Origin of the sequence: Vibrio sp. TRT 17S01 (genome assembly GCF_050113695.1) — a bacterium.
In the GTDB taxonomy this organism is placed as follows: domain Bacteria; phylum Pseudomonadota; class Gammaproteobacteria; order Enterobacterales; family Vibrionaceae; genus Vibrio.
The window spans coordinates 123,865-149,468 of sequence record NZ_JBNJOG010000009.1 but is presented as its reverse complement, the minus strand read 5'-3'; the positions used below and the strand labels follow the sequence as shown (position 1 = coordinate 149,468).

Here is a 25,604-nt window from a genome sequence, read left to right as displayed (position 1 = left end):
CTTCAGTACATTTGGAAAGGTAATTAAGCGTTTCAACCTTATAACGCACAATCAGGATATTGGAATTATGCTTAAACCCAGTGATCGATGGACATGGTATTACGAAGACAGGGAAGGCCACTTAATGCTGGACCTGGGCAATGACATGGTCTTCAAAACTAACCTTTCCAGAAAATTGATAGTCGATTGTGCGATCGGCATTAACGAATTCTCTGTTGATGATGCAGCTGCTTTCGAAGTATACAAAGAGCAAATTGCTCTATTAGATATTAGTGAGCCTCGTCAGGCAGAGTTGGCGTTGTATTGTGTCGCAGCTAAACGCTTTCATAAGCCTGTCCAACCTAAGAGCTGGTTTTTTGATTGCATTTCAGACGGTGCCGTTCCACAAGAAGGGGATTTCATTTATTTAAGCAATTCCTATGGTGGTGGCTACTTCTTAGTATTGGAAGTAGGAGAGAGTGCGAGTCTTTGTGCGTCAATTAATTTGGACACTTTTGTGCTCAGCAGCGCAAAAGAATTGGTTTTTGGTGAAGCAATTAAAGTCATGCATGATCGCATGGTTATCGCAAATCAGGATTTTATAGCAAGCCCGATGGCTCTCGTCGGGTAAACAGTTCCCTTTAAATGAACAATCGTTCCTTTGTTTCATTTCATTTCCCAGTCGGCCTTAGCGCCGACTTTTTTTTGGCTTTATAAACTTTCCATATTAGGGGAGTTGTTTACTCACTTATCAAACCAATTCACTGGAGACCTAGTGTTTCATATGTGAGATAGATTCAATTATCTAAAGTCTAAAGCAGAAACATTTGCTTCATTTGTTGTTCATTTTATCTACTAATTTATCCAAAATTCCTCTATTAAGGTGTTTCTGTAATTAATTTACATCCAAATCAACCTGTTGGTATAGACCAATTTTAAGGTAAATAAGTATTCACTTTCTCCAGGGGTGTAGGAAAAAGGTTGTGATTACTCTTGAAGGCCAAAAAATGAACTTTGTTGGTTGTTTTCAAAAAGCTGTTGAATTGATGAGCAGTTGAATGAGTGTTTTTCGAGATTTTCAGACTTTCGGTAACGATGTTTATGTTTGTCAGGTATAATGCGGGGTCATTTTTTATCTAAATAAGAACGCTATGCATCAATATCTTGCGGTGACTTCAAACGGTCTGGAAAATCTATTAGTTGAAGAACTCACTTCGTTGGGAATTTCAAATGCTAAACCTGTGCAGGCCGGGGTGAAGTTCAAAGCTACAAATGAACAGGTTTATCGCTGTTGTTTATGGAGTCGTTTGGCGTCTCGTTTTGTTCGAATCTTGTCTGAATTTACATGTCAAGACGACATGGACCTTTACTTGGCGACATCAGCAGTCAACTGGGTGAATCACTTCCATAGCTCAAAGAAATTTGTTGTGGATTTCAACGGAACGAACCGCGAGATTCGAAATAGCCAATACGGGGCTATGAAAGTAAAAGATGCAATAGTTGATTGTTATAACAAAAAGAATCTACCTAGGCCGACGATCAGCAAAGATCATTCAGATCTTCGAGTTCACGTTAGATTACATAAAGATAAAGCGCTGCTTGGTATTGATATGGTGGGTGGAGGCTTACATCAACGTGGTTACCGCCCAGCATCAGGCAAAGCTCCACTAAGAGAAACACTTGCAGCAGCAATAATCCTGCGTTCTGGTTGGGACTTTAGTAAATCATTACTCGACCCTATGTGTGGTTCAGGAACATTACTGATTGAAGCAGCAATGATGGCTGCAAACATGGCTCCTGGCGTTAATCGCAAGAAATGGGGCTTTGAAGCTCTCGAAGATTTTGAGCCAGAAGCATGGGCTGAAATCAAATCTGAAGCTGCTGTGCAGGCACGAAAGGGTGTCAAAAAAGTTGACGCTAAGTTCTTTGGTTTTGATAACGATGAACGAGTTTTGCAAACAGCAAAAGATAATGCGCGTAGAGCTGGTGTTGAATCCTTAATTGAATTTCAACTTGGCGATGCAGCAAAAGTGGCTAAGCCAAAAGAGTTTAACTCTGGAGTTATCGTATGTAACCCTCCATACGGCGAACGTTTAGGAACACATCCCGGGCTTATCGCTTTATACACAGCGTTTGGCGCTCAATTAAAAGCTGAATTTGGGGGCTGTCAAGCGTCGATCTTCTCAAGTTCTGATGAATTGCTTAGTTGTTTAAGAATGAGGGCAGATAAGCAGTTCAAATTAAATAACGGCGCGTTACCGTGTCACCAAAAGAACTACAATATTTCTGAGCGCTCAATAGAATCAAAAGGTGACACCGTCACTGAATCTGTAGTCGCGCCAGACTTTTCTAATCGATTGAAAAAGAATATCGGTAAAATTGGCAAATGGGCGCGCAAAGAAGAGCTCGATTGCTACCGAATTTATGACGCAGACTTACCTGAATACAATGTTGCGATAGATATCTATCAAGACCATTTGGTAATTCAGGAATATGCAGCACCTAAAAACATCCCTGAAGAAAAAGCGAAGAGACGCCTAACTGATGTTATTCGTGCTGCAATTCAAGTGACAGGCACTGAAGCGAACAAGGTTGTTTTAAAAGTTCGTGAGAAGCAAAAAGGTCGCTCTCAATACCAAAAGCTATCACAACAATCAGAAACACTAGTTGTGAATGAATATGGTGTAAACCTTACCGTTAATTTGCACGACTATCTGGATACGGGGCTGTTTTTAGATCATAAGATCACACGTCGTAAACTCGGTGAAATGGCACACGGAAAAGATTTTCTTAATCTCTTTGCTTATACCGGATCTGCCACAGTGCATGCTGCGTGCGGCGGTGCTAAATCAACAACGACGGTTGATATGTCTAAGACTTATTTAGACTGGGCGAAAGAGAACATGAAGCTCAATGGCCAAGTTGGTCGTCAGCATCAGTATGTACAGGCCGATTGTTTACAATGGCTTGAAAATGAAAAAGGAACTTACGACCTTATTTTTATCGATCCGCCGACGTTTTCTAACTCAAAGCGTATGGAACAGAGCTTTGATGTTCAAAGAGATCATATCCAGCTCATGACGAATCTAAAGCGTTTGTTGCGTCCAAATGGGACAATTGTTTTTTCGAATAACAAACGTCATTTTAAGATGGATTTTGAACAGCTTCAGCAGTTGGGATTGCATGCCCAGAATATTTCCAGTCAAACGCTACCGTTAGACTTTTCGCGTAATAAACACATCCACAATTGCTGGTTAGTGAGCCATATAGAAGGGTAAATTTAACGTGTCTATCAAGCTATACAGTACTGAAGGGTGCCATCTGTGTGAAAATGCATATGAGTTGACGAAGCAAGCTGGAATCGCTGAACTGATTGAAATCGTTGATATTGCACATGATGACACATTGTTTTCTCGTTACGGCGTCACGATTCCCGTGTTAAATACTAACGGTTCTGAGTTAAATTGGCCGTTTGACTTTGAAGAATTGCAGAAATGGTTAGAAGAAAATGGCATTACTTACCATAAATAATGGATTACTTGCGTTCGGTGATCATCCGTTGTTGGACAATGCAGATTTTGCACTGCAAGAGAACGAACGTGTTTGTCTCGTAGGACGAAATGGCGCTGGCAAATCAACACTGATGAAAGTGTTAGCCGGCGAGGTTTTGTTAGATGATGGCAAATTGACGGTTACCCAAGACGTAGTTGTGTCTCGATTGGAGCAAGATCCTCCACGAAATGAAGATGGAACAGTTTATGATTATGTTGCTGGTGGACTTGCGGAAGTAGGCGAACAGCTGAAGATCTACCAAGATCTGCTTGATTTAGTTGCTAATGAGCCATCAGAACAAAATATCAACAAGCTTGCTCGTACTCAGGAAAAGCTTGAGCATTCTGGTGCATGGCGATTTGAAGATCGGATCAAAAATGTTTTAACCGCATTGAAATTGGATGGTCACACCAAACTTACCGATCTATCCGGTGGATGGCAAAGAAAGGCGGCTTTAGCCCGTGCATTAGCACGAGACCCTGATGTTTTATTGCTAGATGAGCCAACGAACCACCTTGATGTTACAACCATCGAGTGGCTAGAAGGCTTTTTAAAAGATTTCCGTGGTTCGATTATCTTTATTTCTCACGACCGTGCGTTTATTAAATCAATGGCCACACGTATTGTGGATTTAGATCGTGGGCAATTGGCATCTTTCCCTGGGAACTATGAAAATTACTTAGTTGAAAAGGAAGAGATGTTACGTGTCGAAGAAATGCAAAATGCAGAGTTCGATAAGAAGTTAGCACAAGAAGAAGTTTGGATCCGTCAAGGGATCAAAGCGCGTCGCACTCGTAATGAAGGTCGTGTTAGGGCTCTTAAAAAGCTTCGAGAAGGGCGCCAGAACCGTCGTGAGGTTCAGGGCAAAGCAAATATCCAAATTGATGATGCTGCTCGTTCAGGCAAGATCGTCTTTGAAGCTGAGAACGTGAGTTATTCTATCGACGGCAAGTCAATTATTTCAGATTTTTCGTTTAACGTTCAGCGAGGCGACCGTATTGCCTTAATTGGTGCCAATGGTTGTGGTAAAAGTACGTTGCTAAGACTAATGCTTGGAGAACTACAACCGGATTCCGGTAAGTTACATTGCGGTACAAAGCTAGAAGTTGCTTATTTCGACCAATATCGTGAAGTGCTAGATCCAGAAAAATCAGTGATTGATAACCTAGCTGATGGTAAGCAAGAAGTTATGGTCGGTGAGCGCCAGCGTCATGCTTTGAGCTACTTGCAAGACTTCTTATTCGCACCAAAGCGTGCGCGTACACCAGTCAAAGCACTTTCTGGCGGTGAAAAAAACCGTCTTCTTCTTGCTCGGATCTTTTTAAAATCTAACAACTTGTTAGTTCTCGATGAACCGACCAATGATTTAGACATCGAAACATTGGAACTTTTAGAAGATTTGCTTGCCAATTACCAAGGCACATTGCTATTGGTTAGCCACGATCGTCAGTTTGTCGATAATACCGTGATGACAAGCTGGATTTTTGAAGGTGAAGGCATAGTCGAGGAATTTGTTGGTGGGTACCATGATGCTCAGCAACAACGTGAGCAAGTGATCAAGTCTCGTGAGGCAGAAAAAGTTGTCTCAAAGACGAAAGTGGTTGAGGAAACTCCCAAAACTGTATCTCCGAAGACAAAACCTAAGAAGTTGTCTTATAAACTACAGCGTGAACTTGAGGTCCTGCCAGCTAAATTAGAACAGCTGGAAGTAGAAATTGAAACACTGCAAGAGCAGGTAAACAGTTCCGATTTCTTTAGTCAGTCTGTTGAGCACACACAACCCGTTTTAGATAAGTTAACTGCGCTAGAGCAGGAACTTGAAATTGCTTTCGAGCGCTGGGAAGAGCTTGAAGCAATGCAACAGGAAAGTTAAGAACAAATGAGTAGTCAATTATTTAAAGTATCGACAATCGCAGCAACGGTTTTCTCTGCATTAAGTGCAAATGCTGCTATTTATCAAGTTGAAGATTTTGCTCCAGAAGGCGCATCAGTAAGCACATATGGCGTTGCAGTTCAGGCGTCTTCAGGTTCTGAGGATTGTTGGAACGGCACGTGTGGTAATTATGAAATTGCTGCAGAAACAAAAAAGAAAGAAGAAGGATACAACTACCGCGATGAAGCGCCTTTCTTCATGCCTTTTGGTTTCGATTATCTTGATGATAACTGGGATGGTTTCAGAAACTACTGTCGTTCATTCTTAGGATATTCAGATTCTTTGTGTGACAGTTGGGCTGATAAGCAATGGGACGGCTATTCTTACGAAAAGAATGGGAATTATACTAATTCTCTTGCTTTTGTTAGCCCATCGCAAAGTGAGATTTACCCTGAAAATACAGTAGTGAACGCATTAAACAGTGCGGGCAATGCGATCGGTAACCGCCGTGATAACACCAATAGAAATGTAGGTTTTGTTGAAGGAACCTATAGCGCTACTGAATTGCTACCATCGGGTGCAAAAGCATCTCACGTATGGGCTGAATTGGATGTTTCAGGCAAATCTTTTATTGCAGGAAGTGTTTCTCGTAAGCATGGCTCTTCTGAGATTGAAGTAACCTCGAAAGCCACTGTTTGGGTAGATGGTGCTGCTAAAGAAATTTCTTGGGAAGGCGCAGAAGCCCGCGATTCTGTTCGACCACAAGGCAGTGCGAGAGACTTAATGTCTGATGGTACAAATGTGTATGCCGTTGGTTACAACACGGATAGTGACGAGCGTTTCTTTGCATCTGTATTTAAATCTACAGACTCTGGGGCTACTTGGACCAATAAATTTGTTACAGGGTACCCATACGAAACCGACAAGTATTTAAATACTGTATTTAGCTCGGTAAACGACAATAGTGTTGCAATTGGTACTGCTAAGTTAAGAGAAGCACAAAATGGTGCTTACGCTAATGGCTTATTCTACGTTACAAGCTTAACTTCTCCAGTTTATCGCTCATTTTCAGGCCCAATCTTCTTTACGGGAGCAAATGGGAAGGCTGGAGCGATCAACAACTTCAATGAAGTCGTTGGACAGATTGATTTCGAAGATCACCGTGAAGTAAATGGTAAACCACGAGCTCACCGAGGCTTTATTGCACCGTTAAATGCTAGCAACACGGATGATTCTCGAACGAGTCGCTTACAGTCACGTGCGTGGTATTTAGATGACTTGACCAATGATGGCGTTGCTTCATCAACCAACAACCAGTACCGTATTATTGATGCCACAGACATCAATGATGCTGGTGTGATTTCAGGTACTGCATATAAATGTGCTGGTGGTTATGAAACAACAAATATTGACTCGCGTTGTGCGGGAACAGAATCTGTTGTTGCTGTGAAATTAACCCCAATCACAGGTGCTGCATCTTCTGATATTCAACCTCGTGGAATTACTCAAGAAACTGTAGAACGTAAGGGCGGAACCATTGGTTTATTGCTCTTAAGTGTTCTTGGTTTTATTGGGTTCCGTAGAAAATAGGTTAAATTTCATTCTATGGCGCAGGCTCACAAAAATGGGTCTGCGCTTTTTTTATGCCTTGAGAAAGGGAGCCATTTGATCGATTCTTAAAGGTGGAGTCATTAAATCTCCATAAAAATTTAATAGTAGTACGTTAGACACAATATATGTATGAGGACGACACTATGAAGAGACAAAAGCGTGACCGCTTGGAAAGAGCTCAATCTCAAGGATACAAAGCAGGTCTGAATGGCCGGTCCATGGAAACTTGCCCGTATCAACAGATGGATGCTCGATCCTATTGGCTAGGCGGTTGGCGTGATGCCAGAGAAGACAAACATATGGGTCTCTACAAATAAAACGACACTCTCCACATACACTAGAAGGAATACCGAGCCCCGAAAGGGGCTCACATTTTAAATCTTAATGCACTATAACTAAATCTGTCGCATACAAAAAAGCGACTCTATTGAGTCGCTTTATCATTAAAACTTGTATTAAAACGCAGAAGTGTCTTGGAACAGACCAACTTTTAGGTCTTTTGCTACGTAAATCTCTTTACCATCCACTAGAACGCGACCATCAGCTAATCCCATTACTAGCTTGCGGTTAACAACACGTTTCATGTGAATTTCATAGGTAACTTTTTTCGCTGTTGGTAGGATTTGGCCAGTAAATTTCACTTCACCAACACCTAGCGCACGACCTTTGCCTTTGCCGCCAACCCAACCAAGGAAGAATCCAACCAATTGCCACATTGCATCAAGGCCTAAACAACCCGGCATTACTGGGTCACCAGGGAAGTGGCAGTCAAAGAACCATAAATCAGGTGTAATATCTAGCTCAGCAAGAATAAGACCTTTACCGTAGTCACCTTCAGTTTCAGACATCTTAGAGATGCGATCCATCATCAGCATATTTGGTGCTGGTAATTGAGGATAACCCGGGCCAAATAACTCACCTTGGCTTGAAGCTAGAAGATCTTCACGGTTATATGATTCACGTTTGTTTTGCATTATCAATGACTCCAATTTTTGATAGCAGCATGTTAGTGAACACGTGTACGCTAAACAACTCCGATCAGTACTAAACAAACCAGTTTTTGATACGGTCCACAATTCCTTGTGGTTGCTCATGAGCTGCAAAGTTTTCAATACGTTGTGCAATTTTAGCGATGACGCTGCTCTCGTCATCACCACGGAAAGGTTTATCCATTATGATTGGTATTGCCTCATCCACATTTGATACTGACCAGATATGAAATTCGCCTTTTTTTATGCTTTCAGCAACATCTTTATGCAATGCAAGGTTCTTCAAGTTTGAGTTCGGAAGAATAACTCCTTGACTTCCAGTAAAGCCTTGGTGTTTACAGACGTGATAAAAGCCTTCAATCTTTTCATTTAACCCACCAACAGCCTGCACTCGACCAAATTGGTCTACAGCACCAGTAACGGCAATTTGCTGATTAATTGGATACTCAGATAGTGCACTTACAAAAGAGCAAAGCTCTGCAAGTGACGCACTGTCTCCATCAACTTCGCAGTAGGATTGTTCGAAAACAACGGATGCTGAATAAGGTAAAGGTTCATCCAAATTGAGCGCAGAACTGACAAAGGCTTGCATGATCATCATACCTTTGGCGTGCAAGTTTCCACCTAATTCAGCTTTACGTTCAACGTCGGAGATATCGCCATCTCCAAAGTGGATAACACAAGAGATACGAGCTGGCTCACCATAAGAAAGAGGGTGCCCAGGTAAATCTATAACCGTCAACCCATTCACTTGGCCAACACATTCTCCCTGAGTTTCGATAACAACTTGACCATCAAAAATATCAGAAAGAGCACGTTCTGGAAGGTAGGACTCTCTGTAGTAACGTTGGTCTATTGCTTTATCCAATGTATGGAAATCCAACTTGTCACTACTGCAGACGACTCTGGCTTCTTCGAAAAGAGCTCGGTACCAAAGGATGTCCAATGGCATATAGTTTTGATCTTCGGTGTGTCTAGCACCAGCGATCATCAAACGGTGAATTGCTTCAGAAGATAGGCTAGGTAAGTTGTAGTACTTGGTTAACCAGTTTAAGAAGGCAAGGTATGAACTTATGGTACGATTATTTAGAGCAATTTCAGTTTCAATTTCACTAAACAGTGACAAACCAGTGTGTAGCTCAGACTCTAAATACTCTAACTCAGACAGCTGATCGCGATCTCCAAGAACAATGATCTTGCCTTTAAAGTGATAGTCTAATGAAGTTGTTATTGGTTTCTTTAGATCTAAGTTTAATGGACTGATTGTTTGGCCAAGCAATGCGCTTTTGAGCTGTAGCCAACAAGTAGGGTTTGCGAGTAACAAATTTGCAGCAATAACGACATAACTATTTTCTTCCGATTGCAGAAGCCCTGGATTGAAAAATTCAATTTCACCTTTACTGTCGGCTCGGTAGCTGCCTAAAAGCACCTTTTCGTCAATCGAATCAGTAGCAATTGCACTAAGTTTCGTTTTATGAGTTATCGTGTTGGCAATTAGTTGACGATAAACCGAATTATCTGGACCATTTACAACGAGGAGTTTGTTAAACCCTTGTAATGATACAAAACAGTTTAATGCTTCATTTAAGCGAGGTTGAACGTTAATGAAGGAAGAGGGAGTGATGCCAATGACATCTTCTATTATTTCATTAAAGTGTGTGTACTGCGGAGTAACGGCTTCCCAGCTTTCTTGTATCATTAGCAACGTAGAGTTTTGTATAAAGGTGCAAGATTATATATACAAAGTCATACGAATAACACCGGAATCCTTTGAGTCACTCCCAAAAAGCAAATTAGACATAAGATAAGATGGTCAAAGCAAAAGTAGGGCGAGTGTATTGATCTTCATCTGATTTTAAAGATCCTAATAATTGTATCACTTGTCAATTTGGGTTACGCTGTAACCATAATGAATGGAGTTTGCTTAAGACATGAAATATCAACAACTCGAGAACTTAGAATGTGGCTGGAAATGGAACTATCTGGTAAAGAAATGGAAAGATGGTGAGCAAATTACTCGTCATATAGACACGAGTGAGATTGATTCTGCAGTTCAATTGCTTAGGCAGTTAGAACATGAACCAACAAAGGTTCTTGAGTGGATAGATAATCACATGTCTCCGGAGCTTGATAATAAACTTAAACAAGCGATTCGGGCAAAGCGTAAACGCCATTTTAATGCAGAGCAGGTTCATACGAAGAAAAAGTCGATTGATCTCGACTATCGTGTTTGGGAAAAATTATCGCAACGTGCGAATGACTTGGGTTGTACATTGTCTGATGCCATTGAATACTTGCTTTCTGAAGCGTCTCGTAGTGAAAAAGCGAGTAAAACGGTTAGTAGTCTACGTGAAGACCTGTCTAAGCTTTTATCAGACTAAGGGGACGGCATGTTATATGTAATTTTGATAGCGGCAGGTGTTATTTTTTGGCTTGTTGCTATAGATCGACCAGTTTTGAAAGTTAAGTTTAAAGGCGGTGCAATAACAGAAGTGAAAGGGCACTTTCCTCCAAAATTCAAACACAACGTTACAGAGATTGGTGAAATCGTTCCTTTTGATGGAGAATTTAAAGTTTATCAAACTCGAAATGGCGCGAAATTAGTTTTTTCCAAAATTGTTCCTAAAAAGGTTCAGCAAAGGATTCGAAATGTCTTTCCTCACCAAGGTTTTAAAAAGGATCAGGGCAAAGTAAAAACAAGATAACAAACTTATCATTTCCGTTCATTTATATACCCGCTCTCAAAAGGCTCTCTTCCTAGAGAAAGGCTGCACAAGCGCTGTTATCCTAAATCACAATAGGAGGCGCTATGAAACATCCAACATTTCTTATACTTATCTTATCTTTTCTTTTCTGATCCCTGTTACTGGCCTTGCGAACGGTGATGACGCAACACGAAACGAAGTCGCTAAGAAACTTAAAGCAACAGCACTTAAGAAACTAAAAAATAAAGACTTAAATGGGTTTTGTGACATCTTTATAGAGATGGAATATGGCCACAAATATGGTCATGTAGTGAAGGTTACTAGCACAGGGAGTAGTCTATATTGCGCTAAAGTAAAGAAGTTTATAGATAAGCGAACACGTTATAAGTATGAGTATCCCGAAAAAATAATTCATTTACATATTTCAAGTTGATTGTTAGCCATACATCTACGGTGTGCTAGCCTTAAAATATGGCTTTTTTCCGAGTAAACGCACTTGCTAATAACTAATAAAACATATAATCAAGAAGCGAATGAGTTGGCTGATAAAATCACTTTAATGACGAAAGAGAGATATTCTAAGTGGTTGATAAGTCATAAATATATAGTTGATCAGTCTGATGTTGATGGCGTGTTAAGCCGACAAAGTGAATTTTGTGACACTGTAATTATAAAAGAGGCGGAAAGAGTTACAGAGAACCAAAGGTTATTACTAGAGTGTGAGAGTGCTCGTGTAGAAGAAAAGCAGAAAGCTTTGATCGATCGTCAAAAGGTTTTTCAATCTGTAGTTGATGAAGTGACACGCTATACAGAAGAATTAATGATCAACAGGTTGTCGGAACTTAATGTATTAAGGCTATTCGGTAAGTTCCCTGATTTTTCTTACTTTCTAGAGATGGCGTATTCTCCATCTTTAACGTACTCAAAACTAAGTACTTTAATAACTAACGATAATCAATTGAAGAACAACGTTGTAGAGCTCGTAAACAATCCTAAATTCTGTTCAAGAATTGGAAAGTCAGTTAGAGGAATAGCTGATCCTAAGGTGGCTTTGGGGGTTTTAGGTATCGATAATTGCAAAGTCCTTTTCCCAATCTTAATGGCCAAACCATTGTTGCGTTGGCATGAAAAAGTAACGAAAGCCATCGCACCTAAGCTATGGCAGCACATGATTTTAACCGCCAACGTGACGAAGTTAAGGCTACAGGACGCTGAATTAAAAAACTCTGAGCAAGGCATTGCGCTAGGTGTTTTGCGTACAATTAGTTATTTCGCGATCGTGAATCAATTTCCACAGCTTTTTGAAGATGCCTTGATCGAAAAGATGCAGGATTTTAGAAATAAAGACCAACGTGAACAATATTACGCTTGTGCGGAAATCAAGCCGACGTTAAAAGTTCTACCAAATGTCATCATCAAACTTGAAGAAAACCTGACGAGAAAGGTAGTTGAAAGTATTGAATGGACACCATTTAATATCCATTTGAAAAATGCATTGCTTGAAGATTTAGATCATGTGCCAGTGAAAGAACGCAGTGATCATGGTAAGGCATTGGCGCAAGCATTAGCGTATTCAGTGTATGACTCAATGGACAGAAGTAACGCATTTGTGGAAAAACATAAGCCGTTTTGGTTTGCAAGCGTACTGATGCCACCAGAATCTTTGAAAAAGCTCCGAGCTGTTGGTGCTGGGAAAAAGCTATTACAATGAGCTATATTTAAGTGCGTATTATCTATCTTATGTTAAATGAGGTGTTTAAATCCTGAAGGTTCTATCGAAGATAACTCCTCTCTCTTACTTACTTGCTGTATGTGAATTGAACATAATGGATTTACCATAAAATACCTAATAATCAGTTTTATTATCTGACGATATAATCTGATTATTAGGTGTGATATCACGACAAAATTTTTGATTATTTCAAGCTTACCACTATGGTGTAGTTTTCTTTCTCATTTAATAACATAATTTGATTGTTTTCTTGTACCAAATCTTCAATATTGACCTTCCAAAAATCTCGTGTATTGATACTTTTTTTATTATCCTTGAGCTGTGATATTTTCCACTCCATATTTGGCCTAGAAATCACGACAAATTCACCTTTTTTGTCTATTACAAAGTGATTAGTTGTCACATTAAACTCACACTTGTTATCAATTTCACAATTGAATTTATGCACTTCTTGATAGCTCCACGTACGCCAGAAAAAGGCAGTGACTAAAATGGTTAACATGATGATTATTTGAGCAAAACGCACACGTGTTAGTTTCTCTGCCGCCATGTTCGGGTGTTCTCCGTGTAACAAAGTTCAAAGTTTTAAAATAAAAGGACTAAAACCAGAGCGACTGTAAGGTTACTACTCTGTCATTGAATTGTTAAATGAAGTATAGTTATCGCTTGAAAATGCCACTTTTTTTTAAAATCGGCCAGATTTATTAACCTATTGAAATAGGTTCTTTTTCTAAATGATTTGGGTGGCATTACGACATGAGTCGTGTTGGAAGTAAAGTGTAGTTAATTAGAAATTGGAAGCATGCAAATGAGCCAAGAAAAGCAGCTTGAACAAAACTACAACTATACGGTCGTTCGTCAATTTACCCTTGTTACTATTTTATGGGGTATTGTCGGTATGGCTGTTGGTGTTTTGATTGCCGCTCAATTAGTTTGGCCACAGCTAAACTTTGATACGCCGTGGTTGACGTACAGTCGCTTACGTCCTCTGCATACTAATGCGGTTATTTTCGCGTTTGGTACGAGTGCCCTATTCGCAACATCCTACTATGTTGTGCAGCGTACTTGTCAAACTCGCCTCTTTGGTGGCCCCCTTGTCCCATTCACATTCTGGGGATGGCAAGCAATAATCCTTGCTGCTGCAATCACTCTACCGTTGGGTTATACCTCTGGTAAAGAGTATGCAGAGCTGGAATGGCCTATCGACATTGCTATTGCAGTTGTATGGGTAGCATACGCTGTAGTGTTCTTTGGAACACTCATTAAGCGTAATACTTCTCACATCTACGTGGCAAACTGGTTCTTCGGTGCCTTTATTATTACTGTAGCAGTGCTACATATAGTGAATAGCATGGCTATTCCAGTTGCGCTTGGAAAGTCGTACTCGATCTATTCAGGTGCAGTAGATGCAATGGTGCAATGGTGGTACGGTCATAATGCGGTAGGTTTCCTACTTACGGCCGGTTTCCTAGGTATGATGTATTATTTTGTACCCAAGCAAGCTGAACGCCCTGTTTATTCTTACCGTTTATCAATTGTTCACTTTTGGGCTCTAGTCTCTCTTTATATTTGGGCTGGTCCTCACCACCTTCACTATACCGCGTTACCTGACTGGACTCAGTCTTTGGGAATGGTTATGTCTTTGGTCCTATTTGCTCCTTCATGGGGTGGTATGATTAACGGTATCATGACACTGTCTGGTGCTTGGCATAAGCTTCGCTACGATCCAATTTTACGATTCTTGATCGTATCTTTATCATTCTACGGCATGTCGACCTTCGAAGGTCCGATGATGTCAATTAAGACCGTAAACGCGCTTTCTCACTACACTGACTGGACTGTTGGTCATGTTCACTCGGGTGCGTTAGGTTGGGTTGCTATGGTCTCCATCGGTTCGGTTTATCACTTAATTCCTCGTTTGTTTGGACAAGAGCGTATGTACTCTGTCGGTTTGATCAATGCGCACTTCTGGTTAGCGACAATCGGTACTGTTCTGTATATCGTTGCAATGTGGATCTCTGGTGTTATGCAGGGCCTGATGTGGCGTGCGGTTAACTCAGATGGTACGTTGACATACAGCTTTGTTGAGTCTGTACAAGCCTCTTATCCGTTCTACACTGTTCGCTTTATTGGTGGTTTTATTTTCTTATCAGGAATGTTCCTAATGGCATACAACGCCTATAAGACAATTAATGCACCTAAAAATAGCCTGAAAGCTATACAGCAACCTGTCTAAGGAGATTTAAGAATGAGCTCAAATTCTAACAATCGCCATGAAGTTGTTGAACGCAATGTCGGCTTACTGGCTATTTTAATTGTTTTTGCTATCAGTTTGGGGGCCTTGGTAGAAATCACACCGTTGATTTTCCAAAAGCAAACAAATGAAGCTGTAGACAATCTACGTCCTTACACTGCGCTTGAAATGGAAGGTCGAGATGTCTATATCCGAGAAGGTTGTAATGTTTGTCACAGCCAAATGATCCGTCCATTCCGCTCAGAAACAGAACGTTATGGTCACTACTCTGTTGCTGGTGAAAGTGTTTGGGAACACCCTTTCCTTTGGGGTTCAAAACGTACTGGTCCAGACTTAGCTCGTGTTGGTGGTCGTTACTCAGATGAGTGGCACCGAGTCCATTTACTAGACCCTCGTGAACTTGTTCCTGAATCAAATATGCCTGCATTCCCTTGGCTTGCAGACAACGTGCTTGATGGAAAGTTGACGCAGAAAAAACTAGAAGTGTTCCGCAACCAGTTTGGTGTGCCATACACGGATGAGCAAATTGCAAATGCAGCGAAAGATGTCGAAGGGAAAACAGAGATGGATGCCATCATTGCTTACCTTCAGTCTCTTGGTCATGCAATGAAGTAAGGGGAAAATTATGGATATCGGTACTATTCACAGTATTTGGACCATAGTTCTTTTTGTTAGCTTTCTAGGTGTAGTCTGGTGGGCTTATGGCAAAAGTCGTAAAGCTCGTTTTGATGAGGCTGCAAACTTAGTATTTGCTGATGAGGAGAAGACCCCCTCAAAAGAACAAGGAGTGACTAAGTAATGACTACATTTTGGAGTCTATGGATCATCGTAATCACCGTTGGTACATTGCTTGGCTGTGCTGCGCTTTTGGTCTGGTGCCTAAAAGATAAAATGGGTGTCGAAGAAGGCGAAGACATGGGGCATGAGTACGATGGTATTCGCGAGCTTAATAACCCACTGCCTAAGTGGTGGACTTACCTATTCGTCGGTACGTTTGTATTCGCTGCTATCTATCTAACACTGTACCCTGGTCTGGGTAACTTTAAAGGTGTACTAGGCTGGCAAAGCTCGGATCAAACCGTAACTTCCCTAGAGCAATCGAAAGCCTCTATTAGTTCGGCTCAAGAAAACAAGCGTTTAGTTCAATATGCAAAAGAGTTAGACGATGCTGATGCTTACTTTGGTGAAGCATTTAAACAACTTGCTTACAATGAAAACGGCTTACGCCCAATTCATGAAATTGCTTCTAATGAGGAAGCCGTTAAAGTTGGTCAACGCTTGTTCTTGCAAAACTGTTCTCAGTGTCATGGTTCGGATGCCCGTGGTCAGAAAGGGTTCCCTAACCTGACTGATAATGCATGGCTATACGGTGGTGAGCCTCAAGCAATTGTCACAACAATCATGCAAGGCCGTATTGGACAAATGCCAGGTTGGAAAGATGCGCTTGGTGAAGACGGCGTAAAGGAAGTTGTTAGCTATACACTTAGCCTATCTGGACGCTCAGTAAATGCTCGTGAAGCAGAAGCTGGCAAAGCTCGCTTCGTTGTGTGTGCGGCTTGTCATGGTACTGATGGTAAGGGTAACCCTGCTGTTGGTGCACCTGATTTGACCGACCAATATTGGTTATTTGGTGGTTCACGTGCAGATGTAACTGAAACAGTCATGAATGGCCGTTCTGGTGTGATGCCAGCATGGAAAGATCTTCTTGGTGAAGATAAAGTTCAGCTTGTATCAGCTTATGTTTGGAGCCTAAACAATTCTGACAATAAGTAACATTTCAATAACAGCCCCTTTCTAAGGGGCTGTCTTTCCTATAGATTTATCCTGTTTCATTTAGTAGTTGAGAACTTTTTTATGGTAAAGCCTTGGTATAAACAATTCTGGCCGTGGTTTCTAATCATTCTACCGCTGACAGTAGTGGTATGGACGATTATCACGGTAATTGTATTCTCACAAAATTCAGTATCTCTTGTTACTGAGGATTACTATAAAAAAGGTAAAGGTATAAATATCGATCTTTCTAAAATAAACATTGCGAAAGAATTAAAACTGGGTGCATCAGTTTATTCAGATGGCAATGATATTGTAATCCGTTTTGATAAAGGTGAGCTTGAGCATTACCCTGCAATTACCGCAATGTTTGCTCATCGGACTCTCCCTGATCGTGACTTTAGTAAGTTGCTCACTTCTGACGCCAAAGGCATGTATCGCTTCACTCTAGAACAAGAGCTTCAAGGCCCATGGTTTATTGAGCTCACCCCTCATAATTCTGAGTGGCTCATTCAAGGACGAGTCGGCTTCCCATCGTCATCTCCAACCCAGCTAATGAATTAAGTAATATGTGCAAATCGTGTTATCACTGTGGTGAAGAAGTACCAGTCAACACGGACTACAACGTGGAAATATTAGGTGAAGTCCGCGATATGTGTTGCCCAGGATGTGAGTCCGTAGCACGTACCATTATCGAGAGTGGGCTTGTCTCCTATTACCAATATCGAACAGCGCCTGCTGAAAAAGCAGACTTAGTACCCGAACAACTTCAAGCTTTGATTCATTACGATAATGAAGAAGTACAATCTGAATTCGTGCGAAATCGAGACAATCTATCCGAAGTGACATTGTCACTTGAGGGTGTGTCTTGTGCTGCTTGTGCATGGTTGATTGAGAAGCAATTAACTAAAGAGCTTGGTGTCTATTCGATTCGCGTTAATACAACGACTAATCGAGCCCTACTTACATGGGATAAATCTAAAGCCCGGCTGAGTGAGTTACTTAGTATCATTCATCGATTAGGCTATAAGGCCGCACCTTTTGAAGCTGATAAACAAGAAGCTTCTTACCATCAAATGATGAAGCAATACCTTTACAGATTAGGCATCGCAGGTTTAGCAACTATGCAAGTTATGATGCTTGCAGTTGCATTGTACCTTGAGGTATTTGGTGATCTTGAACCAGAATTTAAAAGCTATTTCCGTTGGGTTAGCTTGATCTTCGCTACACCCGTGATGCTCTACTCTGCTCTACCTTTTTATCTTAACGCATGGCGTAGCTTGAGGAGCCGCACATTAGGCATGGATGTGCCGGTTTCTATTGCGATGATTTTTGCTTATTGCGCCAGTCTCGTTGCCACTGTCACGGAGCAAGGTGAAGTATTCTTCGAATCTATCTCCATGTTCGCTTTCTTTCTTTTGGTCGGGCGATTTCTTGAAATGCGAGCTCGCCGTAAAGCTGCGGCAGCAAGTGGTAATCTATTAAAGCTTATCCCAGCAATTGCCACGACGCTTGATGGCGATCAGATCCCGGTCAAATCACTTAAAGTAGGCGATAAAATCCGTGTTCTACCTGGTGAGCACATTCCTGCCGACGGTAAAATCATCAAAGGACGCGTTCATATTGATGAATCAATGCTGACAGGCGAATCTATTCCTGTTGTAAAACAAACCGATGATTTCGTGTATGCAGGAACACTAAATGGTGAAGAGTCTTTCGAGTTAGAAGTCACTTCTTCGAAAGCCGACTCTATGATTTCTAATATTGTACGCTTACAAGATGAAGCTCAGATGTCCAAACCTAAAATTGCTGAGGTTGCGGACATAGTTGCCCGTTATTTTGTCGGCGCGATCTTGATTATCGCAGCTGCTACCTGGTTTTTCTGGCATGACGCGAAACCTGAAGATGCATTTTGGATCATGCTTTCGGTTTTGGTCGCTACTTGTCCGTGTGCCCTATCCCTTGCCACTCCAACGGCTCTAACATGTGCAACGTCTCGTATGGGCAATTTTGGAATTTTGCTCCGTAAAAGCCACGTTTTTGAAACCTTGTGTAAAGTAAACCACCTTATTGTTGATAAAACCGGTACCTTGACTCATGGTGATATTGAAATAAGCGACGTGGAGATTATTGGAGATGTTAACAAGGAAGAAGCACTTGCTATTGCTGCGTCATTAGAGGCACATGCAAATCATCCTATAGCTCGTGCTTTTAAAGTGTATTCGAATCAAAACATCAACGTGACGGGTGTAGTGAATGTAATTGGATCTGGCTTAAAAGGTATTTACGAAGGTGAGCCAGTTAAGATTGGTAGCGCTCAATTTGTGTTAAATGACGCCACTAACTTACATCCAAGCTCTGTTTACATGTCAATTAGTGGCAAACATGTTGCGACGTTTTCTTATCATGACCCTATTCGTACAGAAGCAAAGCTGTTTATTGATCAGTTTAAAAAATCAGGTGTGAAAGTAACTTTGTTGACTGGCGATATTGAGCAAAATGCTCAAGCAGTTGCGACTAAAATTGGTATTTCAAATGTAGTTGCAGGTGCAAAACCGCAAGATAAACTTGCTTATTTAAAGGCACTTGAGAGCTCAGATATTACGATGATGATTGGCGATGGTATCAACGATGCCCCAACTCTGGCTGGTGCTCACTTATCTATTGCTATGGGGGGCGGCGCCGATGTGGCAAAAGCGTCAGCAGATATGGTGCTTTTAGGTGACCAGCTTGATCGTGTCCTAAAAGCTCGATATTTGGCACTGAGAACTCGCAAAATTATTCGTGAAAACCTAGCTTGGTCTCTTGGGTATAATTTATTGATATTGCCTCTCGCTGTTGCTGGGCTTGTTGCTCCTTATATTGCAGTTGTTGGTATGTCTGCAAGCTCAATTATTGTAATATCGAACTCGCTACGTTTGCTAAAGGAACAAGACCGCTAATGGAAAGTCTGTATATATTGATCCCTATTGCTATTGCGTTGGTTTGTGTGGCGGTAGCCGTATTTTTATGGGCTGTGAAAAGTGAACAGTTTGAGGATCTAGAACGCCAAGGTCACAACATTTTGTTTGATGAAGATGAAAAGAACGATAAGTCATGACACCTGATTGGATTGGTGCGTTTTTCGTTGGTTTGATCGGTGCGGGCCATTGTATGGGGATGTGTGGAGGTATTGCCTCGTTGTTATCTTCTTCCAAGCCTCACCCTGCAATTCCTCTGTTTTATAATTTGGGGCGACTTATTAGCTACGCTCTATTTGGTTTTATCATCGGGGGGGCTGTCGCGTCCGTCGCAGAATTTAGCCAAATTAATAATGTATTGGCTTGGTTAAGACTACTTACCGCATTGTTTATGATTTTATTGGCTTTGTATATTGGTCGTTGGTGGCACGGACTACTCGCTATCGAAAAAATAGGGCAATATTTGTGGCGGTACATTTCCCCTGCGGGTAAGTTTTTTCTTCCGTTGAAAAGCCCTTTTTATGCGCTGCCCTTTGGTTTCATTTGGGGATGGCTCCCATGTGGGCTCGTGTACTCTATGCTCACTTGGGCGGCGGTTTCAGGTAGCTCAATTAGCGGTAGCTTAGTAATGCTGAGTTTTGGCTTAGGCACCCTACCTGCGATGCTATTCGTCAGTTATGGAGCCTCGTATTTACATAAATTGCAACAAAATCTCTATTTCAGAAATATTGGTGCTCTGGTTATTCTTATTTACGGCATTCATACAGCGTATGGAACGGTTAAATTACTCGCACTTAGTTGATAGATATCTGTTTTAGGGCACCTTTTTTAGCTGTCCTTTATAGGTAATGGATGCTAAAATATTGATGTATATCAAATAGTGAAAGGTTATTATGATTTCTGAAAAGCCTGCAACCAAACGCATTCAATCTGGTGGTTGTGCTATCCATTGTCAGGATTGCAGTATTAGTCAGCTTTGTATCCCATTTACACTTAATGAGTCTGAGCTCGATCAATTAGATCAGATCATTGAGCGTAAAAAGCCGATACAAAAAGGTCAGGAGCTTTTTAAAGCTGGTGACGAGCTGAAATCTCTATATGCGATTCGTTCTGGAACAATAAAAAGTTACACCATCACGGAACAAGGCGATGAACAAATCACAGCTTTTCATCTTGCCGGAGATTTAGTGGGCTTTGATGCGATTACCGGTGATGCTCACCCTAGTTTCGCTCAGGCTTTAGAAACCTCGATGGTATGTGAAATACCCTATGAAATCCTAGATGACTTATCAGGAAAGATGCCTAAACTGCGTCAGCAAATCATGCGTTTAATGAGTAATGAAATAAAAGGTGATCAAGAAATGATCCTTTTACTTTCAAAGAAAAATGCTGAAGAACGACTTGCCGCATTTTTGTATAACCTTTCTACTCGCTTTTCTCAGCGTGGCTTTAGTCCGAGAGAATTTCGTTTAACAATGACTCGTGGCGATATTGGTAACTACCTTGGTTTAACAGTAGAAACCATTAGTCGCCTACTAGGTCGTTTCCAGAAATCTGAAATTCTAAGTGTTAAAGGCAAATACATCACTATTTTGGATCACGATGCTCTTATGGAACTTGCAGGCGTATCCAAAGAATCGTAATTAAGTCAATGATGTAGCTCTAAGCTGAGCTACATCATACTTCTCTTAAAATCCTTCCGTTTTTTCTAAAACTCTTAATTGAATTAGGCTACATTAGTCATATGACTCAACTCTCTGTAAGGAGTTCATATGAGCATTTATAATAAAATATTAGTTGTTGCAGACGTTAATCGTGACGAACAACCTGCTTTAGCCCGAGCAATGCAATTAGCTGCCAAAAGTCGTTCTCCTAGCCGAGTGACTTTCTTCCTTTCTATTTACGACTTTTCTTATGATATGACATCCATGCTCTCGATCGATGAGCGTGATGCGATGCGTCGAGGTGTGATACACCAAAGGGAACAGTGGATGAGAAATATCGCTAAACCCTACATGAATAAAGAAGTCGAGTTTAATATTGTAGTGGTTTGGCATAATCGGCCTTACGAAGCCATTATTGCTGAGGTGTTTGCTGGTGAGCATGACATTGTGATCAAAGGAACACGTAAACATGACATTTTGGAAGCGGTTATCTTTACTCCAACAGACTGGCATCTATTGAGGAAATGCCCTTCTCCTGTTCTTCTGGTTAAAAACGAAGAATGGCCGGATAACGCTAGCATACTTGCTTCCGTTCATGTTGGATCAGAAAATGACACCCATATCGACTTAAACGATATCATGGTCGAACAATTAACCAATATCTCAGGGCGTCTTGGCGCAAAACCTTATTTAGTAAACGCCTATCCTGTAACCCCGGCTAATATTACGATTGAGTTGCCTGAATTTGATCCAACTACCTATACCGACGCGGTAAGAGGACACCACTTAACGGCCATGAAGTCATTACGACAAAAACATGGTTTTGACGAGGAACAAACCATTGTAGAACAAGGTTTGCCTGAAGATATTATTCCCGAGGTAGCCGAAAAGCTAAATGCTGCGATGGTTATTATTGGTACCACAGGGCGCACAGGATTATCTGCAGTCTTTATAGGAAACACAGCAGAGCACGTCATTGATAAGATTAATTGTGACGTATTAGCACTGAAACCTTTGGGTTATATCAGTCCTTTGGACCCAAAAACTGCGATTTAACGTAACCATCCCTGACAAAATCCCCTCATTCGAGGGGATTTTTTATTTAGTGGTGATTAGAACTGGCATATAGGCAATTTATCCGTATCATACGCACTTCATTTTGTTTTGATGATTTATAAGACAGCAAGTAATGACAGAGCATACTCAAGAGCGCACTAAAGCTCAGCAATACAACTTTAATAAGCTTCAAAAACGTATTCGTCGTAATACTGGTCAAGCCATTCAAGACTTTAATATGATCGAAGATGGTGATCGTATTATGGTTTGCTTATCAGGCGGTAAGGATAGCTTTACTATGCTTGAGATCTTGATGAGTTTGCAAAAAAGTGCACCGATCTCTTTCTCATTAGTTGCTGTTAATCTTGACCAAAAACAGCCAGGGTTCCCTAACCATATTCTGCCTGAGTATCTTGAGTCTTTAGGTGTTGAATATAAGATTGTCGAAGAAGACACCTATTCAATAGTGCAGGATAAGATCCCGGAAGGAAAAACGACCTGTTCCCTATGTTCCCGACTTCGTCGTGGTATTTTGTACCGTACAGCGAAAGAGCTTGGAGCGACAAAAATTGCTTTAGGCCATCACCGTGATGACATTCTTGAAACCCTATTCTTGAATATGTTCCACGGTGGGAAAATGAAAGCGATGCCACCTAAGCTAGTGTCTGATAATGGTGAGCATGTGGTGATTCGTCCTTTGGCATATTGTCGCGAAAAAGACATCATCAAGTATTCCGAGATGCGTGAGTACCCAATTATTCCATGTAATCTATGTGGTTCTCAACCGAACTTGCAACGTCAAAACATCAAGCAAATGCTTAACGACTGGGACAAGCGTTTCCCGGGTCGAATTGAGACAATGTTCCGAGCGATGCAAAACGTAGTTCCTAGCCACCTTGCTGATTTTGATTTATTTGATTTTAAATCAATCGATAAGGATTCCGGAGTGATTAACGGTGGTGACATCGGCTTTGATAAAGAAGATATTCAAGCTCAACCTGTTGTTGATGAAGACCAAGTTCAAGAGTTTGACCCAAGTCTTCAATTAAATGTAACGAATCTATAAAAAAGGCGACCATATGGTCGCCTTTTTTATTTTCCGAACTCTACTTTTTTGCATTCGGCAAATATGGGAGTACTCTAATTGTGGCTTGAGGCAGAGTCATAAAACCACCTTTTCCAATATCCTTGAGTGCTACTTGAGCTTTACCATCTCGAATTTCTATTTGCTGACCGCCAGAAAGATCAATGTAAGAATTAAGCTGATTAGCAAATTCTAATGTCACGCCTTCAACGTCAGGGGTAAACCAACTTGAAAACATGCCCCCCAAATCTTCAAGTATGGTTTGCATTTGAGGCATCAGTTTTTCAACCTCTTCGTAGGTTACTTTTCCGTCAAAAGGTACTTTGGTCATGACAACCATTGAGAAGTCACATCGCTTGTCTTTAGGTGTTTGGACAAAGACTAACGGATTAGCCTGACGCAAGTTGCTATCTAGGGGAACTAATAGTTCTTTAGCCGGAGAAATAGATAACTCTTCATAGTGCTCTTCTTTCTCCATCCAAGCTTTTTCGATATCACACAATTGTTTTGTTTTCGCGTCAGTAAAGAAAAAACCAATTTTAATATCATCATGGCCTTCTTTTGAATTCGCTTTCATTTGAGTGAAAAGCTTAGAGTAGGTAAACATGTACTCTTGAGCTGAAACTGGCGCGATTGCACCAAGCATCGAGGTGAGCAGTAAGGCTAACGTCACTTTTTTCATTATTTGCATTCTACTGTTTTAATTCCAAAACACTTCATTATGCTGAATCATCGCTTGTAAATCGTTGACGTATGCCTCACCTCGCTCTGAGTACTTTAATAAACCTTTAGTAAGAGCGATCGCAGCTTGAGTGTCTGTGAGGCTCTTTTTATTCATATGCCGCTTATAACGAATTTCGCGAAGCTCATAATAAGCATTGTTGCGGTTTACATTCATAAAATATCCATGTATTGATTCTTGTACTGAATGAAACTTAGCAACCTCGTGTGTTTTTCCTTCCGCTCGTTGTTGTGGGATTAAGCCACAACCGCGTTGATAACACCATTGACCAAAATAGTTGTTTGCTTTTGTAGCAAACCTAGAAGTGCCCCAAGCTGATTCATTAGCGGCTTGGATTAGTACGAGCGCTTCAGGTAATACATCGACACGATGGAGCATTCGATTGAGCCATATTCGGTCGATGCCGTCTTCAGGTAGTGGCACATGGTATAAATGCCCTAGCCTTTTGGCATATAACATGTCGTCATTAGAGAGCGTCATCTTGTCAAAATGTTCTTCTATTCGCTCTAATCGACTTCGTTCTTTTAAGATTCGTTGATTCTCGAGTGCAATGCCGGGACGAAGATAATTGAAAAAGGCCTGTTTTTTGAGCTTTGAGCCTGAGTACTGTTTGAAATCCGGCGCATTGCCGACATTCGCAGCCACCAAGTCTGTCGATCGAAGTATGTCTGAGCTTGTCCAATTATCTTCGAGGGTAAACTCGTAGCGGTAAAACGCAAAGCTGGCCATAAGGCCAGCAATAACGATGAGAAGACGTTCAGATTTATGCATTAAACACCTGTGAATCGTCATCTCCATCTTTGGGTTTACCAGAAGCGACAATCTTGAGCCTAATACCGAACATGTTTCGATAGATGATGCCCTTCACATGGAAGAAGAATGGCAACACAAAGATAAGACCAATGCCATAGAACATTGCACCTACGATAAACATCATGGTGACAATCAAGTAGATACCCGCAAGTGGTATTATCTTTTTATTCACGGCACGTAATGACAGTAACAGTGATTGCATTGGTGGAATTTGCTTCTCACATATCAGCAGGATTGAATTACTGAACGCAAGTGACAGGTACATCGATAAGAATGGAAGGAGCATACCTGCAATTCCTTGTAACGTCAGGCTAAACAATGTTGCCAAAATGACAGGAATAGTATGTTGGAGCCCTTTTCCGATATGTTTTGGTTTGGTTTTCAAACCAGCAGAATGGCTCATTGCCATCAAACATATGCCGGCATAAATTGGAGCGCTGACCACTTCATAGCTAAAGTTGGCGACGAAGATAGCGGAAATAATACGTTCATCAAATGCTTCTGGATTTTGAAGCGCGTTTAAAATAACGGATGGATCGCCAAGCTGCAGCTTCAGTGCAATATAAAAAATGGCAAGTTGTACCGCGAGGAGAATGACAATAGAAGGAGAGAATGAAAGGAAGTTTTTCATTGTATGATTCCATGCTTCTCTCAGAACATCACTGGCTTTGAGCTTATAGTCCCCAGAGATAGCCTGCTCTATACTTCCACCTAAATTAAAATCTTTTTCGATATCATCGTTCATTATTGAATCCGGTATCCTATTCCTAGAATAAGAAAGACTAACTAAAAGTTACGTGCATTATACTTAAAAGCTAAC

Annotated in this window: 26 protein-coding genes; 20 read left to right on the top strand and 6 right to left on the bottom strand. The window is 41.1% G+C overall.

Translation table 11 applies throughout. The features are described 5' to 3' along the window. The first annotated feature begins 67 nt into the window (after positions 1-67). The 6 genes from ACQEXS_RS15085 to rmf all read left to right on the top strand — a co-directional run bounded on the left by ACQEXS_RS15085 (position 68) and on the right by rmf (position 7,332). Positions 68-610 (top strand): cell division protein ZapC, encoded by a 543-nt coding sequence (locus ACQEXS_RS15085; protein WP_367986445.1) that lies wholly within the window; start codon positions 68-70, stop codon positions 608-610. A 520-nt stretch (positions 611-1,130) separates the two neighbouring features. Beyond that, positions 1,131-3,257, top strand: a complete 2,127-nt coding sequence (rlmKL, locus tag ACQEXS_RS15080) for a bifunctional 23S rRNA (guanine(2069)-N(7))-methyltransferase RlmK/23S rRNA (guanine(2445)-N(2))-methyltransferase RlmL (RefSeq protein ID WP_427014383.1) — start codon at positions 1,131-1,133, stop codon at positions 3,255-3,257. 7 nt (positions 3,258-3,264) lie between these two features. Next, on the top strand, positions 3,265-3,510 hold the full coding sequence (locus ACQEXS_RS15075; protein WP_427014382.1) for a glutaredoxin family protein: 246 nt from the start codon (positions 3,265-3,267) through the stop codon (positions 3,508-3,510). Then, the gene (locus ACQEXS_RS15070; protein ID WP_427014381.1) at positions 3,488-5,404 is read left to right on the top strand and encodes an ABC transporter ATP-binding protein; all 1,917 of its coding nucleotides are present in this window, start codon (positions 3,488-3,490) and stop codon (positions 5,402-5,404) included. Before ACQEXS_RS15075 ends, ACQEXS_RS15070 begins: the two co-directional genes overlap by 23 nt. A 6-nt stretch (positions 5,405-5,410) precedes the next feature. Then, positions 5,411-6,994 (top strand): DUF3466 family protein, encoded by a 1,584-nt coding sequence (locus ACQEXS_RS15065; RefSeq protein ID WP_427014380.1) that lies wholly within the window; start codon positions 5,411-5,413, stop codon positions 6,992-6,994. Positions 6,995-7,158: 164 nt separating this feature from the next. Then, positions 7,159-7,332, top strand: a complete 174-nt coding sequence (gene rmf, locus ACQEXS_RS15060) for a ribosome modulation factor (RefSeq protein ID WP_367986440.1) — start codon at positions 7,159-7,161, stop codon at positions 7,330-7,332. A gap of 138 nt (positions 7,333-7,470) precedes the next feature. On the opposite strand, the gene fabA is transcribed toward rmf, so the two are convergent. Both fabA and ACQEXS_RS15050 read right to left on the bottom strand, forming a co-directional pair. Next, the gene (gene fabA / locus ACQEXS_RS15055; protein WP_367986439.1) at positions 7,471-7,989 is read right to left on the bottom strand and encodes a bifunctional 3-hydroxydecanoyl-ACP dehydratase/trans-2-decenoyl-ACP isomerase; all 519 of its coding nucleotides are present in this window, start codon (positions 7,987-7,989) and stop codon (positions 7,471-7,473) included. A gap of 70 nt (positions 7,990-8,059) precedes the next feature. Beyond that, positions 8,060-9,703 (bottom strand): S16 family serine protease, encoded by a 1,644-nt coding sequence (locus tag ACQEXS_RS15050; protein ID WP_427014379.1) that lies wholly within the window; start codon positions 9,701-9,703, stop codon positions 8,060-8,062. 232 nt (positions 9,704-9,935) lie between these two features. Between ACQEXS_RS15050 and matP the strand changes: the two genes are divergently transcribed. The 3 genes from matP (at position 9,936) to ACQEXS_RS15035 (ending at position 12,420) form a co-directional block, all read left to right on the top strand. After that, entirely contained in the window at positions 9,936-10,385 is a 450-nt protein-coding gene (matP, locus tag ACQEXS_RS15045; protein WP_367986436.1) for a macrodomain Ter protein MatP, read from the top strand. A 9-nt stretch (positions 10,386-10,394) separates the two neighbouring features. Next, the gene (locus ACQEXS_RS15040; protein WP_427011154.1) at positions 10,395-10,709 is read left to right on the top strand and encodes a DUF3634 family protein; all 315 of its coding nucleotides are present in this window, start codon (positions 10,395-10,397) and stop codon (positions 10,707-10,709) included. A gap of 496 nt (positions 10,710-11,205) precedes the next feature. Further along, positions 11,206-12,420: an HDOD domain-containing protein gene (locus tag ACQEXS_RS15035; protein WP_427014378.1), complete on the top strand. Its 1,215-nt coding sequence runs from the start codon at positions 11,206-11,208 to the stop codon at positions 12,418-12,420. A gap of 205 nt (positions 12,421-12,625) precedes the next feature. On the opposite strand, the gene ACQEXS_RS15030 is transcribed toward ACQEXS_RS15035, so the two are convergent. Continuing rightward, the gene (locus ACQEXS_RS15030; RefSeq protein ID WP_427014377.1) at positions 12,626-12,991 is read right to left on the bottom strand and encodes a hypothetical protein; all 366 of its coding nucleotides are present in this window, start codon (positions 12,989-12,991) and stop codon (positions 12,626-12,628) included. Between the two features lie 258 nt (positions 12,992-13,249). On the opposite strand from ACQEXS_RS15030, the gene ccoN reads away from it, so the two are divergent. The 11 genes from ccoN to ttcA all read left to right on the top strand — a co-directional run bounded on the left by ccoN (position 13,250) and on the right by ttcA (position 23,211). After that, positions 13,250-14,677, top strand: a complete 1,428-nt coding sequence (gene ccoN / locus ACQEXS_RS15025) for a cytochrome-c oxidase, cbb3-type subunit I (RefSeq protein WP_367986430.1) — start codon at positions 13,250-13,252, stop codon at positions 14,675-14,677. Between the two features lie 12 nt (positions 14,678-14,689). Then, positions 14,690-15,310 carry a cytochrome-c oxidase, cbb3-type subunit II gene (gene ccoO, locus ACQEXS_RS15020; RefSeq protein WP_367986429.1) on the top strand — a complete coding sequence of 207 codons (621 nt, stop codon included), beginning with the start codon at positions 14,690-14,692 and terminating at the stop codon, positions 15,308-15,310. A gap of 10 nt (positions 15,311-15,320) precedes the next feature. Next, positions 15,321-15,494 carry a cbb3-type cytochrome oxidase subunit 3 gene (locus ACQEXS_RS15015; RefSeq protein WP_367986427.1) on the top strand — a complete coding sequence of 58 codons (174 nt, stop codon included), beginning with the start codon at positions 15,321-15,323 and terminating at the stop codon, positions 15,492-15,494. Next, positions 15,494-16,468 (top strand): cytochrome-c oxidase, cbb3-type subunit III, encoded by a 975-nt coding sequence (gene ccoP / locus ACQEXS_RS15010; protein WP_367986426.1) that lies wholly within the window; start codon positions 15,494-15,496, stop codon positions 16,466-16,468. Before ACQEXS_RS15015 ends, ccoP begins: the two co-directional genes overlap by 1 nt. 81 nt (positions 16,469-16,549) lie before the next feature. After that, positions 16,550-17,029 carry a FixH family protein gene (locus tag ACQEXS_RS15005; protein ID WP_427011183.1) on the top strand — a complete coding sequence of 160 codons (480 nt, stop codon included), beginning with the start codon at positions 16,550-16,552 and terminating at the stop codon, positions 17,027-17,029. Positions 17,030-17,034: 5 nt separating this feature from the next. Then, positions 17,035-19,407: a heavy metal translocating P-type ATPase gene (locus ACQEXS_RS15000; protein WP_427014376.1), complete on the top strand. Its 2,373-nt coding sequence runs from the start codon at positions 17,035-17,037 to the stop codon at positions 19,405-19,407. Next, positions 19,407-19,565 (top strand): cbb3-type cytochrome oxidase assembly protein CcoS, encoded by a 159-nt coding sequence (gene ccoS / locus ACQEXS_RS14995; RefSeq protein WP_367986423.1) that lies wholly within the window; start codon positions 19,407-19,409, stop codon positions 19,563-19,565. Before ACQEXS_RS15000 ends, ccoS begins: the two co-directional genes overlap by 1 nt. Next, positions 19,562-20,227: a sulfite exporter TauE/SafE family protein gene (locus ACQEXS_RS14990; RefSeq protein WP_427014375.1), complete on the top strand. Its 666-nt coding sequence runs from the start codon at positions 19,562-19,564 to the stop codon at positions 20,225-20,227. The genes ccoS and ACQEXS_RS14990 overlap by 4 nt, the downstream gene beginning before the upstream one ends. Before the next feature lie 91 nt (positions 20,228-20,318). Beyond that, positions 20,319-21,068, top strand: coding sequence for an FNR family transcription factor (locus ACQEXS_RS14985; protein ID WP_367986421.1), 750 nt, complete (start codon positions 20,319-20,321; stop codon positions 21,066-21,068). Between the two features lie 129 nt (positions 21,069-21,197). Further along, a complete protein-coding gene (gene uspE / locus ACQEXS_RS14980; protein ID WP_367986420.1) occupies positions 21,198-22,145 on the top strand; it encodes a universal stress protein UspE in 948 nt (315 codons plus the stop codon). A 133-nt stretch (positions 22,146-22,278) separates the two neighbouring features. Next, complete coding sequence (gene ttcA, locus ACQEXS_RS14975) at positions 22,279-23,211, top strand: tRNA 2-thiocytidine(32) synthetase TtcA (RefSeq protein WP_427014374.1); 933 nt, start codon at positions 22,279-22,281, stop codon at positions 23,209-23,211. A gap of 40 nt (positions 23,212-23,251) precedes the next feature. Here the strand turns inward: ttcA and ACQEXS_RS14970 are convergent, their stop codons facing one another. The 3 genes from ACQEXS_RS14970 to ACQEXS_RS14960 are packed head-to-tail and all read right to left on the bottom strand — an operon-like array spanning position 23,252 to position 25,529. Further along, the gene (locus ACQEXS_RS14970; RefSeq protein WP_427014373.1) at positions 23,252-23,911 is read right to left on the bottom strand and encodes a DUF2987 domain-containing protein; all 660 of its coding nucleotides are present in this window, start codon (positions 23,909-23,911) and stop codon (positions 23,252-23,254) included. A gap of 18 nt (positions 23,912-23,929) precedes the next feature. Then, the gene (locus tag ACQEXS_RS14965) at positions 23,930-24,742 is read right to left on the bottom strand and encodes a glucosaminidase domain-containing protein (protein WP_427014372.1); all 813 of its coding nucleotides are present in this window, start codon (positions 24,740-24,742) and stop codon (positions 23,930-23,932) included. Then, positions 24,735-25,529: a hypothetical protein gene (locus ACQEXS_RS14960; RefSeq protein ID WP_427011190.1), complete on the bottom strand. Its 795-nt coding sequence runs from the start codon at positions 25,527-25,529 to the stop codon at positions 24,735-24,737. The genes ACQEXS_RS14965 and ACQEXS_RS14960 overlap by 8 nt, the downstream gene beginning before the upstream one ends. Positions 25,530-25,604: the final 75 nt, after the last annotated feature.